Here is a 14,342-nt window from a genome sequence, read left to right as displayed (position 1 = left end):
ACTGGCTGTCACTGTGCCTCCATCATCAAAGGGGGCCTTTCGGCACATGATCAGGCACTTCACCACACTCTCCCTGCTCGCACTCGTCGCCAGTTGCGCAACCCACACGCCACAGACGCCTAAACCGGCGTTTGATAGCAGCCGTAACCCGGACATGTTGACGCCGGACCTCTACCCTAGCGGCGCCGTGCCTGAGAAGGAACCGGTCGTACGCTATGGGCGTTACACCCTGGTCAGTACCTTGCCTGACTCGGGTCAGCGTGACCTGATGGCTCAGATCATTGACATCAGCATTCCTGCCAACATGCACCCCAATGTGCGCGATGCCATGCAGTACGTCGTGGATCGCTCAGGCTACACGCTGTGCTCGCCCGACACCGGTCACGTCAACATCCTTTACACGCGACCACTCCCAGCGGCCCAGTACAAGCTTGGGCCAATGACACTGCGCAACACGCTGCAAGTACTGGCCGGCCCCGCGTGGCAGGTGAAGGTGGATGAAGTGAATCGCCAGGTGTGCTACGTGCTTCGCCCTGGTTACCAGCTCCCGGAAACATCGCGCACTGCTCCAACCCAAGTGGCAGCCATCTCCGTACCTCCCACTCCATCGGCTGCAGCGACTCCGAAAAACACCACCAGCGGCGAAACGCCCAGCACCGTTGTGGTCGCCGCCGTACCCTCACCGGCGCCGATCAAAACCGCTCCTGCAGCACCTGCAGATGCAACCCCAGTATCTACCCCAGCAGTGCCCGCCAAGGATGGCTCTATTACGACCTCTTCCGGGAAATCCACGTCGAGCCCGGCAGCCACCTCCCCGATCAACGCTTCGACCACTCAGCCTGCAAGCATTGGGAAGTCTGGAAACGTTGCCTCAAGTACCTCAGTCGCGCCAAAGCCTGCTCTCGCGGTGGTAACCGCTCCAAAGCCGCTGGCCCAGATATGGACGGCGACCACTGGCTCAACACTTCGGCAAACCGTGGAAGCCTGGGCAGCAAGGGCCAAATGGACGCTGATCTGGAAGGTCGACGACTTGGATTACCCCATTGACGCCCCGCTTCGATTCGAAGGCAGCTTTGAAGAGGCTATCAAAGAGATCTTTCCGCTGTACGACTCAGCCCCTCGGTCATTCGTCGTGGACGGCAGCCCAGCACAGTTGGTGCTTTACATCGCAGAGAGGAAAAAATGATGACTGTACGCCTCTGGATTCGAGGCACAGCCTCATTACTGGTCATGGCTCTGATCAGCTCCTGCTCACTGCAGCGCGTGAATGAGTCGGCCAGCCGTGCCGAAAACGACGCAGCGACCGCCTCCCAATACAGCCGCTTCTTGCGAAGTCAGCAACAAGAGCCGGCACGCGAAACCGTCGTTTTTAGTGACAAGCCTTGGGTCTCAAAGCAACCCATGGTCGCCAAGCGCGGTTTGCCGCTGGCTATGGATTGCGACATTACTTATCGCCCTTCTTACAACGTTGGGATCGCAGAGGTCGCGAACTACATCACGAGCGAGTGTGGCGTTCCGGTCATCGTGGCTCCAGATGCGATCGATCCAAGCGTCCTATCCATTCGCAATCAAGGTAACGCAGGATCTAATTCGCCTCCGGTTATGGCCTCGCCGGATAACTTGTCCAGTTTCATGCCAGCCGGTGTCATCGGCAACATGCCGAGCAACGCCCGATCTTCGAGTATGGATGGGCTCTTTGCGCCTCGTTCATTCCCAGTTAAGTACAGCGGCAAGCTGTCTGGTTTGTTGAATCAGGTGACCGCTCAACAGGGCCTGGCATGGAACTATTTATCCGATGATCGCAGCGTGCACATCACCTACTTCGATACCAAAACGTTCGATGTCTGGGCCTTTGGTGATGATCAGGTCATTGAAAGCACTGTGAAATCCGGTTTGCTGACATCCACGGGCAGCGGGAGCTCCGGAGGGGGTGGCGGATCTTCATCATCAGGCGCGTCGGGCGAGTCTGGCAGCAACCAGAGCACCACCGTCTCAATCAAAACATCACTGATCGGGGACATTGAAAAAAACGTCCAAGCGATGCTAAGCCAGCAGCCGCAGGGTCGTATGTTCCTTTCTCGGTCCACTGGGACTTTGACGGTAAGCGATCGCCCGGAGGTTCTTTCCAACGTTTCGAAGTACTTGGCCTCCCTCAACCGCAGCATCACCCGCCAGGTGCTGTTTAATGTCAAAGTTTTCGAAGTGACCCTCACCGACAAGGATCAAACAGGCCTAGATTGGTCTGCGGTTTACACTAATCTGAGCAGCAAGTGGGGCTTTTCCCTAAAAAATGCCACCACTGGAATTACCACTAATGCGGTCTCCAGCTCGTTCAATGTTTTAGATACCTCCAAGTCACCTTGGGCTGGGTCGAATCTGATCATTAAAGCGCTATCTGAACAGTATCGAGTTTCAAACGTCCGATCTCCCTCGATCACAACTTTGAACTTACAGCCTGCACCTATCCAAGTCGGTAACGTGCAAAGCTATATTGCCTCGAGCTCTACGACCACAACAGCCTCGGTCGGATCGTCCACATCACTGACTCCCGCAACGATCACCAGCGGGTTCAACATGATGTTGCTTCCTCGCATTATCGACCAGGACAACCTGCTGTTGATGGTCACCTTGAGCATGAGCAGCAAACCCACCTTCACGCCCTTCACCAGCAACGGCTCCAGCGTTCAGACAGTCGATTACGACACCAGGAACCTGTCTCCCAAAGTCAAATTGCGCAGCGGCCAAACGTTGGTTCTGACCGGCTTTGAGGAGAACAGCGAAAACGCGACCAAATCCGGTGTCGGTGATCCTGGATTCTTCGGCCTGGGTGGTAGTCGCATCCGCAGCACGGAGCACAACGTGCTGGTCGTGCTGATTACTCCTGTTGTTGATAGCGACACTGGAAGCCCTAGCGCCCGGAGTATTCCTGCCGCCAATGATCCTTGGGGCTCTTGCCCCAGCCCTTTGCTGCGTTGCAGCGCATTCAAGGGTTAAGTCATGGCCGCGGAAATCGCAAAAAGCACACGCTCTGCGCGGGTCCAGGTCCTGCAGCACAGAGGAAAATCATTCGTCACAGGCCTACGCTGGCATCCATTGGGCAGCGTCACCGGCCACATGAAGGAAGCACGGCAGTACGGCCGTGAACACCAGTTAGATATCGTCGCCATTCGCAGAACACCGGCCATCATCCAGGCCGGTTTCGTTGCGCGCAGTGACGAAGTCACCAAAGGCATGTACTCGCTCGCAGCGACCCTGGCAGGCCAGTTGGGGGACTCGTGGATTGCGGCCTGGAGAACGGACGCTGACCTTGACCAATACGCCCTTGTCGCGGTGTTTCAAGGAGGCGTGATATCCGGATGCGACATGATCGGCACCGGTGCCGAGGTTCGTCGGAGAGTCGTTCAGCAGCGCAGTCGGGGCATCCAGTTCAGTCAGGAGTACCTGCCTTCAGAATTTGAAATGGGTGGCCAACCGCTCGACATTGACGAGCTGCTCCAACCCTCGCATTTGAAACGTGAGTATCGACTGAGGCCACTTGTCTTTGGGTTATCCAAAGCAGAGTTGGTGCGACTGACGATGGTTGGTGCGCTGATCGTTGCCGGCATCATCGCGTGGGTTCAATGGCAGAGTCATCAGGACCGGATAGCCAAAGACGCAGCTTTCCAGGCTGAACAGCTTCGACTCGCAGAGTTAGCCAGGTTGCAGCAAGAGTCTGGCGTGGAACAGTTGCCCCAGGCGCTGGAGCACCCTTGGGCTAAACGGCCCTCCGTCACAGACTTTCTTGTGGGTTGCAGCAACGTTATTTATCAGTCCCCCCTATCCATTAAAGGATGGCTCTTCACGAAGGCGATCTGCGATGGCACACAGGTCTTGTCATCGTACAAGCGCACGGGCAATAGCACGGCCGATGAACTGATACAGGCCACTCAGGGCCACTATTCTGATCGGCCAGCCTTTTTTGACGAGGGCAACTCGGCCACGTTGAAGCTCGACATTTCCTTACCGGCTGCAGGCGACGAACCGCTCGAAGAAGCGATCGTCATGTTGGCGAACTTATCTTCCTGGCTGAATAGCTTCGGGCAAAACCCCGTTTTGAAAGAGATGCCGGTCGTTGTTCCGATCCCGCCGGCAGTACCTGGTCAGCCTGCTCCACCACCGCCTCCTCCACCTCAGTGGAAGCTATTCGAACTGCGTTACAGCACCGGGATTACGCCACTGGACTCTTTGTCCAGTGCCCCCAGTCAAGGCCTACGGCTGAGTGAAATCAAAACCGAGTATCAGGCTGGCCATCTTATCTGGTCAGTAACAGGTGACCTTTATGCGAAATAAAAAACTGCAGTTGATCTGCGCCGTGATTGCTCTTGGCTCCTCTGTGAGCTTCGCTGCAGAAAGCAACCTGGCCGGTGTCAACGTAGGAGAGCTGGCCATCGTTCAAAGTCAGACGATCCTCCTCAAAGCGCAGGCGGAAAGGGCTCAGGCTCAGCGGTCAATCAATGGCGATGACAACCATTCAACCGCTCAGTCTCCAGCCTCATTCGTACCTCAAGGCCTACTCCCACCCCCTATTACCGCCACACGCGCTACCGATACCCAACAAGAACTGCCTGTCGTCAAAGCCATATTCGGCTCCGCAAGGCGGCTGCGTGCCACGTTGCTCTACAGCAGCGGATTTGAAGTGGACGCTGATGCCTCGTCGCGGGAACTCCCAGGAGGCTACCGCGTGGCGAACCTCACCCTGGACAGCGTGACACTGAAACGTGATGGCAAGCGTTTCCCCCTCGGATTTTCCAATATTCCACCGGGAAGCGCCCCCAGTAGTAGCAACCCTGGCTCCAGCAGCATCCCGTCAGCCACCACGCTGCCCGGGTTGATCCAAGGACAACGGTGAAGGTGCGAGCCAATGACGACTTTGACTGAAGTACAAACTGAAGCGGAACCGGTTCTCGATGAGGCCGCTGCCGAGCTGCTGAATTCGCATCAGCAATTGCTCACTGCGCCTGGCGGATCGTTCGAGCTGAAACCGGAATTACGTCAGCTGTGCGCACTGACCAACGATGGAATCCTTTATGTGTCCGCCCAGCATCAAACCGATCCCTATGTCATGGCTTTCGAGGATGAGTTAGAACACAAAAATCATCAGTTTGCAGTCAAGGTCTGCTCGATGAGCACGATCAAGGCGCTCTACCAGGCGAATGACGACGCTAATGGCAGAGCCCTCTCGACCACCGAGACCAAACGCCAGGCGCAGGTGGTACAACTGCTAGACAAGGCACATCGGGATAATGCAAGCGATGTTCACTTTGTGGTGGGCCACGACATCACCAAGATCTTCTTTCGCATCCACGGGCTGTTGTGGGAGGCAGAGCAGCATCAAAGTCAGGTGGGCCTTGAGCTCTGCTCATCCCTCTACAACAGCATGTGTGATGTTGCGAAAGACCACTACCAGCCACAAGTCAGCCAGGACGCACGTATCAAACGATCCTACGTGGATCAACTTGGTCTGTTTGGTGCCCGGGTTGCCACCAGGCCACTCGTAGAGGGGCCTTTAATGGTTCTGCGTCTGCTGTATGACGACAAAACCAAAATGACCCTTGAGGCTCTCGGTTTTCTCCTCGAGCAAATTGAGGCGTTTAGCCGTATCCGCAGCTTTCCTTATGGCGTGAACTTGGTCACCGGCCCCACAGGATCCGGCAAATCCAAGACTCAGCAGGTCAACCTGAACCTGCTCTATGAAGAGTGCGGTGGCACAAAACACATTTTGACCATGGAGGATCCGCCCGAATATCCAATCATGGCCAACCAGTCCCCTTTAGGCGCAGGAGAAACCTGGAGCGACGGCATCACCAACTCGATGCGACTCGATCCGGACGTCCTGATGTATGGGGAAATCAGAGACCTTGCCTCGGCCCAAGCGGCTTTCCGCGGCGGGATGACTGGGCACCTGGTGTCTTCTACTTTGCACACCAATAACGCGGTGGCGGCGCTTCAGCGGCTAATCGATATGGGGGTAGACCGCTACCTTGTGACAGATCCCGCGCTAATGACCAGCATCGTCAATCAGTCCTTGCTTCCCGTGCTGTGCCACCACTGTCGTGTACCTGCCGCAGCTCACCTGGACCAGCTCAACGGTGCATTGGTGCAACGCCTGCGCGGCCTGGACGCGGTCGACCTGACCTACCTCAAAGGTCCTGGATGCCCACACTGCAAAGGTTTGGGCGTCGTTGATCGTACGGTAGCCGCGGAGGCGCTCATCACCGACAACAATTTCATGCACGTTTTTAATAAAAAAGGGGCCAGTGCAGCACGTCGTTACTGGGTGAAGGAAATGGGCGGCATCACCAAAACTGCCCACACAATCCTCAAGCTCAAACAAGGTTTGGTGGATCCACGTCACGCCGAAATGATGGTGGGGCCGTTGGACTTTGACCGGCAAACTCTGGAGCTCGCCCATGCTGAGTGACGTCAGAGCGGTGCTAAACCGCTGGGCAGAGACCTTCTACGCCAAACAGTTCGGCAAAAACGAGCGAATCCAATTCTATGAAAGCCTTATGGGCATACACGGGGATGGCGTTTCACTTGAAGATGCCCTGAATACTGTTGCGCGAGCTTTCAGTGATAACGGCCAAAAACGGCATCCCGTATCGATTGCCTGTCGTGAAATCGCGCAATCGGTCAAAGGAGGCAAGTCGTTCAGCGTGTCATGCGAAGGCTGGGTGCCTTATGACGAAAACTCTTTGATCGCTTCCGGGGAAGATACCGGCAACCTGGTGCAGGCCTTTAGGGATTGCGTGAGGATTATTGAAGTACGCCAGAGGATCGGCAAGCTGGTGGCCTCAGCCACGGTTTACCCTTCGGTGGTGTGGAGCGTTATGGCAGCGCTGCTGTATGTGATCGCCGCGTGGATGGTGCCTTCAATGACAAAGCGCTCCAATCCCGATGCCTGGACAGGTGTGCCGGCGTTTCTCTACGCCCTATCGAATTTCGTGACCCACTACGGACTGGTGACCCTGGTCGCGGTCGTCATCTTCACCCTCGTATCGATCTTCACGCTGCCGGTGTTTTGCGGGCTTCAGATCACGGCCGCCAGCCCATCATGGAAGCTACAGTTGAACAAATTGCTCCAGGTCCTGAGAGTCCGAGCAGAGCGCCTTCCCCCTTGGTCGGTCTACAAGGCGCTTCACGGTTCCATCTTTTTGCTCAACATGGCCGTGATGTTGCGCTCAGGCATCAACCAGCTCGACGCATTGAAGTCGCTGCAGCGCAACGCATCTCCATGGCTCAAGGAACGGTTGAGCGCCATTCATTACGGTGTCAGTGCCGGCAAAAACTTCGGTACTGCCTTGAAACTTGCTGGCCATGAATTTCCAGACCCAATGGCCATGCATTTTCTTGAAGTGCTCGCCACCCGCAAAGGCTTCGCCGAATCGATGGAAAGGTTTTCCAACCGCTGGCTGGAGCAAACGCTCCAGCGTGTCGAGGCCATCGCGAAGTCGCTTATTGGGGTGTCCTCGATGGCCATGGGAATCATGATGATTCTGGTGGTGATCGGCATCTTCCAGTTGGCCGGAAATGTGACTGAAACCCTTAAATAAACCCAAATGAGGTCGTAAAGATGAGAACTAATACCCGCCAAAACCAACGCGGATTTCTTTCCTTGGACGGGATGTTCTGGCTGATGCTGATTGCCGTGGCACTCGGTTTTATCGTGTTCATGGGGTACAGGACATTCGGTAGCTCGGACGTCACCATTGAACAGAGCAACCTGGGCACTTTGCTGAGCAATACCAAAAGGCTGAAAAGCACAACAGGGTACGCAACAGCCGGTACCAACCTGGCCCCGTCCTTGATCAACCTGGAGGCCACAGGCGGTATGAGCATTAACGGCAACGCCTTATCCAACCGTTGGAACGGAGCCGTTACTGTGACCAGCAACGGCATGACCTTCACCATCACCGAATCCAACCTTCCGAAGAATGCCTGCATCACGCTTGCGTCCAACATGGCCAAGGACAAACAGACCACAACGGCGATCAACGGTGGTACTGCCATTGCCGGCGAAATCACAGCGGTGGCCGCTGCGACTAGTTGCTCTTCGGACGCCAACACCATCGCCTGGACCTCGTACTAAGGAGTCCTGTGTGAGCGTGATCTCCGAAGCAGAATTCGTCGACCTGTACCTAGGTGACGATTTTGCCGATGCCAAAGGCCTACCGGGACAGGCGCGAAGGGTTGAAGCACCCGTCGAGTGGCGGACAGCGCTTGACCGCTTACGTGTGCAATGTGAAACGAAATACGCTGAGACAAAGGATCCTGAGTTCGCTCTGATTGAAGATGGAGTAGTCCTTCGCGTCACACAGCTGCTGGACTTGAACGGCAAGCCCGTTTTCGTCCTGAGCAAATCATCGGTTCAGATCCGTCCCTTGGACATGTTGGGCTTGCCTGATTACCTCCAGGACGAACTGATGAGTGAAACAGTCCGTGGCCTGATTTTTATCTGCGGCGAAATGGACTCTGGGAAAACCTCCAGCGCGGCCTCGCTGGTAAAAGCGCGTCTTGAAACCTGGGGGGGAATCTGCGTCGCTGTAGAGGACCCACCGGAACCCTATTTAAACGGTCAACACGGCAATGGTCGCTGTATCCAGGTTCCAGTCTCACGCAGGATGGGCGGCTACGAGGAGGCGTTGATATTGGCATTGCGCACCCGAGCTGATTTGTTGTTTGTCGGTGAAATTCGCGACAGTGCAACCGCCGCACAAGTCATTCAGGCGTCCATCAACGGGCACCTAATTATTTGCACCGGCCATGCCGGCAGCGTCACTCAAGGTATTGAGCGTATATCAGCCCTAGCGCAGCCCCTGCTGAGTAACGCCCGTGAATTACTTTCCAAAGGGCTTGTAGCCGTCGTTCACCAGGCTTTGTCGTCGGGCAGTGAGGGCACTCGTCGATTGACACTGCAAAGCCTGCTCTTCACGGGTTCTGACAGTGCCAGCATTCGAGGGAAAGTCCATGCAGGGAAGATCACACTGCTGGAACAAGATATCGCTCACCAATCATCAAGGAGCCTCTGGAATGACCAGTAAAACTAAACAACAGGGCTTCTTGAGCCTGGATATGGCAATCGGGTTGCTCGTATTTGGTGTGGTTGTGACCTTGGCGATGGTTTGGCAAATCAAACAAATGGATGGCCAGGACTATCGAATTGCGGCCGATCAGCAGCGAACTATTTCAGAGGCCCAGGCCAAGTACTTGAAGGACAATTTCAACGTAGTGCTCGCTAATGCGTCGGCTACCGTGCCAGTGCAAATTACGGTGCCGATGCTCATCAGTACCAACTACCTGCCAGCGGGTTTCAGCTCTACCAATGTTTTCGGGCAGACCATTCTAGGCCTGGCTCGAAAACCCAATCCCAATCAGCTAGAAGCGATTGTGGTCACCACGGGCGGACAGACGCTTCCGGAAATGGGTGTGCGTGCCATTGCTGAAAACCTTGGAGGACCTGGTGGTTTCATATCTACAACCAACCCTAACGTCGTTCAAGGCATCCGCGGTGGCTGGCAAGTCGCGCTCAGTAATTACTCCATTGCGCCTGGGCCAGGCCACACTGCCAGTGCACTGTTTCTCATGGACGGCGCCTTGGCCAACGATTACTTGTATCGAAATGCTGTGCCAAATCATCCTGAGCTCAACACGATGAATACTGACCTTGGTATGGGCAACCACAACATTAATAATGCAGGGAGCATCTCCGCCTCTGGCAACGTTACGACTGGAGCCGACGTGACAGCTCGCAACGTCACAGCAACCGCGAATGTGAACGCGGCGACCGCGAACGTCACGGGCGAAACGTACACGGGTGGATGGTTCAGAACTCGGGGCGACACTGGCTGGTACAGCGAAAAATGGGGAGGCGGTATCTATCAGAACAGCCCCGATTGGGTCCAGGTGTACAACGACAAAAACTTCTCAACCGGCGGCCAGCTCTGGGGTGGGAAGATCACTTCAACCGGCAAAATTACGGCCTACGATCGAATCGCTACCATCGAATTCATCTCCGTCGGTGGTCTTGCTACAGAAGGTTCCGCCTGCAGCGATCGCACGCTCATTGCAAAGAGTGCGGTGGGAATAGTGCTCTCTTGTCAGAACGGCGTATGGAAAGGCGTGGGCGGCGCCGGCAGATGGGGCGGTTCATTTTGGACAGCCACGCACACTGCAGGTGGCTGCCCAGGGCCAAATCCATATACAGGTTCATGCAGTTGTCCAGTTGGGTACCGCACAAATACCCAGTTTGCCGTTGCCATCGGTGGCTGCAATCCGTGCGTCTCTTATTCTTGCTACAAAGAAGAATGAAAACATTGCATGCCTGTTTTGCTGTCCTTCGCAAGCGTAGAGGTCACCAGATATGACACTGCAATGGGCTGTCTTGATGATTCTGATCATTGCCACGGGGATCTTGATGGAAACCCAGCAACAGGCCCAAACCGCCTCCGACTTCGCCTCCGTTGATTCGCTTGGACGGAACTTTCTGGTTTACCGATCGGCTGCCGCCGGGTTTGCGCAGTCCAATCCTGGCTTCTCTGGAAAGCCTGACGACACTGCACTGAACCTGCCCACGTGGTTTGTGAAACCGCTCGGTATCGAGGCCTACATCAATGCTGGAACAACGTACACCTTTTACAACGGCACGGCGCCGGCGGGGACGCCATCGACGCTCGTCGATCTGACTCAGTCGACTACCGTTGGCGTAAATCGCGCGGGAATGCTTGTCTCCCCGAAAGCTGGAGTGACCGGTATCCCCATTCCATCTGTTGTTCCCGACGGTGCCGTCACTGCAGTGAACTGACCAAAGCCCAGGTCAACACTGCCTATGTTGCATATCGCCCAGCCTAACAACATAATGCACGCAACAACGTTTCCACCCCGTTGGCTACTGGCGGTCATCAGTAGCGCCCGGAGATGCGGTTCGCCTCATCTCCATCCCCAAAGCACGCTGAGCTCCGGGAAGGGCGTGCGGATCTGGTTCAAAGCTCTCCCTGTGTCTCCCTGTTCAAGCCAGACACGCAGCCGTCTAACTCGTGAATTGCGAGTTCAAAGGCACATAGAGCTTTGTTGAGGTTCGAAGCACAGTAATCTCAGGGCCACACTGGTGTTGTGGCCCACATTTTTTAAAGCTCACACAAAGGGTAGCCTGATGATCTTGCGAAGGATTATCAGGCTACCCTTTGGTATCTGCTATTCCCTGCCGGTGGCCCGCCGGCGAAACGCAGGGCTCCCTTTGTGCGCGGATGCGTGCCTTATGTTTGCTGGCCTCAGCCACGATAATCGGCCAGGTGTAGGAAGTGAGACGTTCAGATCACAGCCCAGGGATCGATGACGCCTTTACACCACACAGGTGGTATTTTTTTCTGAAAGACGCTTAGTACTACATCCGAGAGTGACTGTTGACCCAGCTACTCTCGGTAGCTTCTCCTGTAAAATTCGATCTGCTTTGACCTCCTCTGGGTATTTGCACTCCACCTGACCACCCGTTTGCATCGCATTTGCCCACTCATTTGCATTCGACTTGACCAGTCGTTTGCATCGGATTTGACCAGCAGACTGGGTGGCCCTAAATGGCAGAAGTCGGCCAAAAGCGGCCAATGGCAATGGACAGTTAAAAGGCCATTGGAGCAGGCGAAGCTTACCTATCGCTTATTAGTAACTCTAGGATGTTCGTTCAATCCAACAGGGCCGCTGCTCCATCGACAAGAGACGCCATCACACTCGGCTTTTCACTTATTTCGCAAGGAACTAAGTCTTTTCAACGACCATCGCCTGACGCCTTCAGAAAAGGTAGGACGAGGAGGCCAGACAGTGATTCTTTCGAAATCTATTTCTAAAGCGTCGCCGACAAAGCGCCCTCTAAAGGTGCGGACGTCAGTGTAGACCGTATCACCCGTTCTACTTAGGAACGGGGTTCGCGAAACCGCGTTTAAATCGTTTTCAGTTCGTGTGTATGGCACCGGGCTGCCAACATCGAGACCGGCGCCCTTCATGTAGGAGTCAAATTTTTTGAGTACATCATCCGGTTTTTCTACGGTGCGCCAATAGATGAAATGGCTGTCATCAGTAAATACCAAATAGACGTGCCAAGGGGCGGTGGCTGGTCTCTCTCCTTCGGAATACCACACTTGCTCGCGCACATCAGAACTGACGCTTGTTGTGCAACCAGAGAGGATCATTAGGCAAAACGTAGCAATTAATAAGCGAATCATATTTCCTTCCTTGTGTTAACTATCCAACTCGAAGCGTCGCACGCAGGCTGGCTCTAAGAATTTTTAACTACCTCTGCCCTGCCGATCCGTAAAAGTGGTTCAGCATTCTTAACTAAAGCACTGCCGCGAAGACGCAGAGCGCCACGAGTCAAAACTGAAGACTCGCTTACGGTCGAGTCACCCCAACAGACCAGCGCTTACAAAATCGAGCTCAAGATCATCCCGAAGGATATATGGGGCGCCTGGAAGCCTCGAGGGCACTGACCTTAGCCACAACTGAGCTTTATACGTGCCAATCGATGCAGCTGCATTCGAGATACGTCAAGCGATGTCGCTTTGAACCTTTCATCTATTGGAGTATGGGGAATTGATCTTCATTCCTCCGCGCATTTTTTTTACACCCGGCTCCATATCCACCGGGCACGCGCCCTGAAAGCTGCCATTAATCACTGTGTGTTGTCTTTCAATTTTTCCATTTAGCTCAAACGACGTATCGGCCGTCAGTACATAGGATTTCGCAAGGTCGCCTTTGAAAGTTCCGGCCATAATCGCTTCAGGGCAGCGTGATTTGAAATTGTAGCTATCGACGTTACCGCTTTTAGATTCGATTTTGCACTCCTGTTCGAAGTCACTCCACAGGTCGTCATCTATAAGCCTGTCTTTCTCATGGTCGACGCATATTTCCCAAGAAAACGGCGAGGTGGACGGAGTAACCTTCCACAAACCTGAAGCGCGTTGCAGACGCAGCGATGGTTCAGCGGCTGACGCCAACGATGTTACTGAGAGAGCAATTGCAGTCGACAACAATATGGCGAAGTACTTCATCACACGTCCTATTTGTAGATGATCCCGCTGAGTAGGATACTTGAAAAACAAGTGCTCCTGGCTTGGCAAGAGTCATTGATTCACAGCCGCGAGCCGAAACTGCCCACGCCATGGTCAGCGTTACTCGCGTAGCCCGCACTACTCAATGTGCCCCAGCGCATGCTCAACGAATTATTGCCATCACCGACGCCGGTGACCAAGGATTGATTGCGCTGCTGGCGTGCCAGTGTAAGTCAGAGTTTTGGCCCCCTGAGCACTTTAAGTTCCATCAGCAACCGTCGATTCTCCCTGAACAGGTGGTCGCGCTGTTCGGTAACAAGGTCGATGGGGCGAAAACCCACATTTTCGGACACCTCATAGCTATGGATAATATGCGTCCAAGCGCTTCCCGCAGTTCTGCCTCTACAGCGGCCTTCTCAATAGCGAGCAGGTCGTTCATCTGAACAAGGCCAGTGACATTGGCTCTCGCTGTACGCAACATCGCCCCAGCCTGGATGAGCTCGTCCTCAAGCAGGGCGCGCTGATGTTGCTACATTTCCAGGGACGTAGGGCATCCGAGCTACTCGCAGGTGTCTTGAACGATTGGCATGGTATGGAATCTCTAAAGCTATACGTGCATACAGCAATCGACGTTTGAGCGTGATGCGATCTGAGGCGACGAGCAGCACTATTTCCGGTGATGGTGAGTTGCTCCTGGTTTCGTAAACGCCCGACGGCCGCCTCCGACCCAAAGCAGACAGCTTCTTGACGTAGGCAGCCCTCGCCAGTCCTAAAATCGGGACGACGATTCATTTCCAGTTTCGATCTGTGAAAAGACATGATCTGGATCTTCTTGGCACCAATATCTGAACAGAAGGCGAGGTTCGGTATCCCCAAAATACTGACTCAGGGTGCTCTCGGCGGAGATTAGCAATATAGTTTCTGGCCATTGCTGAGCTAAAACACCTATTTGTTTGCCAGATGAAAAAATAATCCACGTCGACTTGCCTCCACTGATACCAGGCGGTTAACCCATACCTTGGATCATTTCGAACAAAGCGCGCAGTGTTACTGCTGGATCAAGCCTGATTGATGTCCTATGACTTTCCAGATCATCCCCTGCATGCACGCTATCGCGATCAAGTTCAATGACCAACATGAATGTTCCTTGTTAGCGTCGTGTGGTTACTAGAATGCTAGCGTACGGATGACAGCAGCTATCTGTGCACAGTCCGCTTTTGGCCGATCTCGGTCTATAACCAAGGGTAGCAAACCTTAGTGGCCAGC

At 54.5% G+C, this 14,342-nt stretch carries 13 protein-coding genes and 1 pseudogene; 11 read left to right on the top strand and 3 right to left on the bottom strand.

The genetic code is table 11. The features are described from left to right. Positions 1-46: 46 nt before the first annotated feature. The 10 genes from GH769_RS00650 (at position 47) to pilM (ending at position 10,840) form a co-directional block, all read left to right on the top strand. A complete protein-coding gene (locus GH769_RS00650) occupies positions 47-1,186 on the top strand; it encodes a TcpQ domain-containing protein (RefSeq protein ID WP_153649450.1) in 1,140 nt (379 codons plus the stop codon). Beyond that, complete coding sequence (locus tag GH769_RS00645) at positions 1,186-2,994, top strand: PilN family type IVB pilus formation outer membrane protein (protein ID WP_153649449.1); 1,809 nt, start codon at positions 1,186-1,188, stop codon at positions 2,992-2,994. The genes GH769_RS00650 and GH769_RS00645 overlap by 1 nt, the downstream gene beginning before the upstream one ends. A 3-nt stretch (positions 2,995-2,997) precedes the next feature. Continuing rightward, entirely contained in the window at positions 2,998-4,329 is a 1,332-nt protein-coding gene (gene pilO2, locus GH769_RS00640; RefSeq protein ID WP_153649448.1) for a type 4b pilus protein PilO2, read from the top strand. After that, positions 4,319-4,888, top strand: coding sequence for a type IV pilus biogenesis protein PilP (gene pilP / locus GH769_RS00635; protein ID WP_153649447.1), 570 nt, complete (start codon positions 4,319-4,321; stop codon positions 4,886-4,888). The genes pilO2 and pilP overlap by 11 nt, the downstream gene beginning before the upstream one ends. 12 nt (positions 4,889-4,900) lie before the next feature. Continuing rightward, complete coding sequence (locus GH769_RS00630; protein WP_153649446.1) at positions 4,901-6,460, top strand: GspE/PulE family protein; 1,560 nt, start codon at positions 4,901-4,903, stop codon at positions 6,458-6,460. Beyond that, entirely contained in the window at positions 6,450-7,592 is a 1,143-nt protein-coding gene (locus GH769_RS00625; protein WP_153649445.1) for a type II secretion system F family protein, read from the top strand. Before GH769_RS00630 ends, GH769_RS00625 begins: the two co-directional genes overlap by 11 nt. 71 nt (positions 7,593-7,663) lie before the next feature. Then, positions 7,664-8,128 carry a type 4 pilus major pilin gene (locus tag GH769_RS00620; RefSeq protein WP_020302994.1) on the top strand — a complete coding sequence of 155 codons (465 nt, stop codon included), beginning with the start codon at positions 7,664-7,666 and terminating at the stop codon, positions 8,126-8,128. A gap of 10 nt (positions 8,129-8,138) precedes the next feature. Then, complete coding sequence (locus GH769_RS00615) at positions 8,139-9,080, top strand: ATPase, T2SS/T4P/T4SS family (RefSeq protein ID WP_153649444.1); 942 nt, start codon at positions 8,139-8,141, stop codon at positions 9,078-9,080. Then, a complete protein-coding gene (gene pilV, locus GH769_RS00610) occupies positions 9,070-10,347 on the top strand; it encodes a shufflon system plasmid conjugative transfer pilus tip adhesin PilV (protein ID WP_153649443.1) in 1,278 nt (425 codons plus the stop codon). Before GH769_RS00615 ends, pilV begins: the two co-directional genes overlap by 11 nt. Before the next feature lie 76 nt (positions 10,348-10,423). Then, complete coding sequence (pilM, locus tag GH769_RS00605; protein WP_256670281.1) at positions 10,424-10,840, top strand: type IV pilus biogenesis protein PilM; 417 nt, start codon at positions 10,424-10,426, stop codon at positions 10,838-10,840. Positions 10,841-11,768: 928 nt separating this feature from the next. On the opposite strand, the gene GH769_RS00600 is transcribed toward pilM, so the two are convergent. Together GH769_RS00600 and GH769_RS00595 are read right to left on the bottom strand one after the other, a co-directional pair. Continuing rightward, positions 11,769-12,251: a hypothetical protein gene (locus tag GH769_RS00600; RefSeq protein WP_153649441.1), complete on the bottom strand. Its 483-nt coding sequence runs from the start codon at positions 12,249-12,251 to the stop codon at positions 11,769-11,771. Positions 12,252-12,596: 345 nt separating this feature from the next. Further along, positions 12,597-13,076 (bottom strand): hypothetical protein, encoded by a 480-nt coding sequence (locus tag GH769_RS00595; RefSeq protein WP_178128908.1) that lies wholly within the window; start codon positions 13,074-13,076, stop codon positions 12,597-12,599. Positions 13,077-13,219: 143 nt separating this feature from the next. Here GH769_RS00595 and GH769_RS28940 point away from each other — a divergent pair. Next, positions 13,220-13,329: pseudogene (locus tag GH769_RS28940) on the top strand (lysis protein); the annotation flags it as partial. Positions 13,330-14,082: 753 nt separating this feature from the next. Here GH769_RS28940 and GH769_RS28935 read toward each other — a convergent pair. Next, a complete protein-coding gene (locus GH769_RS28935; RefSeq protein ID WP_256670280.1) occupies positions 14,083-14,214 on the bottom strand; it encodes a hypothetical protein in 132 nt (43 codons plus the stop codon). Positions 14,215-14,342: the final 128 nt, after the last annotated feature.

This window comes from Pseudomonas sp. CFSAN084952 (assembly GCF_009648855.1).
Lineage (GTDB): Bacteria > Pseudomonadota > Gammaproteobacteria > Pseudomonadales > Pseudomonadaceae > Aquipseudomonas > Aquipseudomonas paracarnis.
This window is presented reverse-complemented; position numbering and strand designations above follow the sequence as displayed.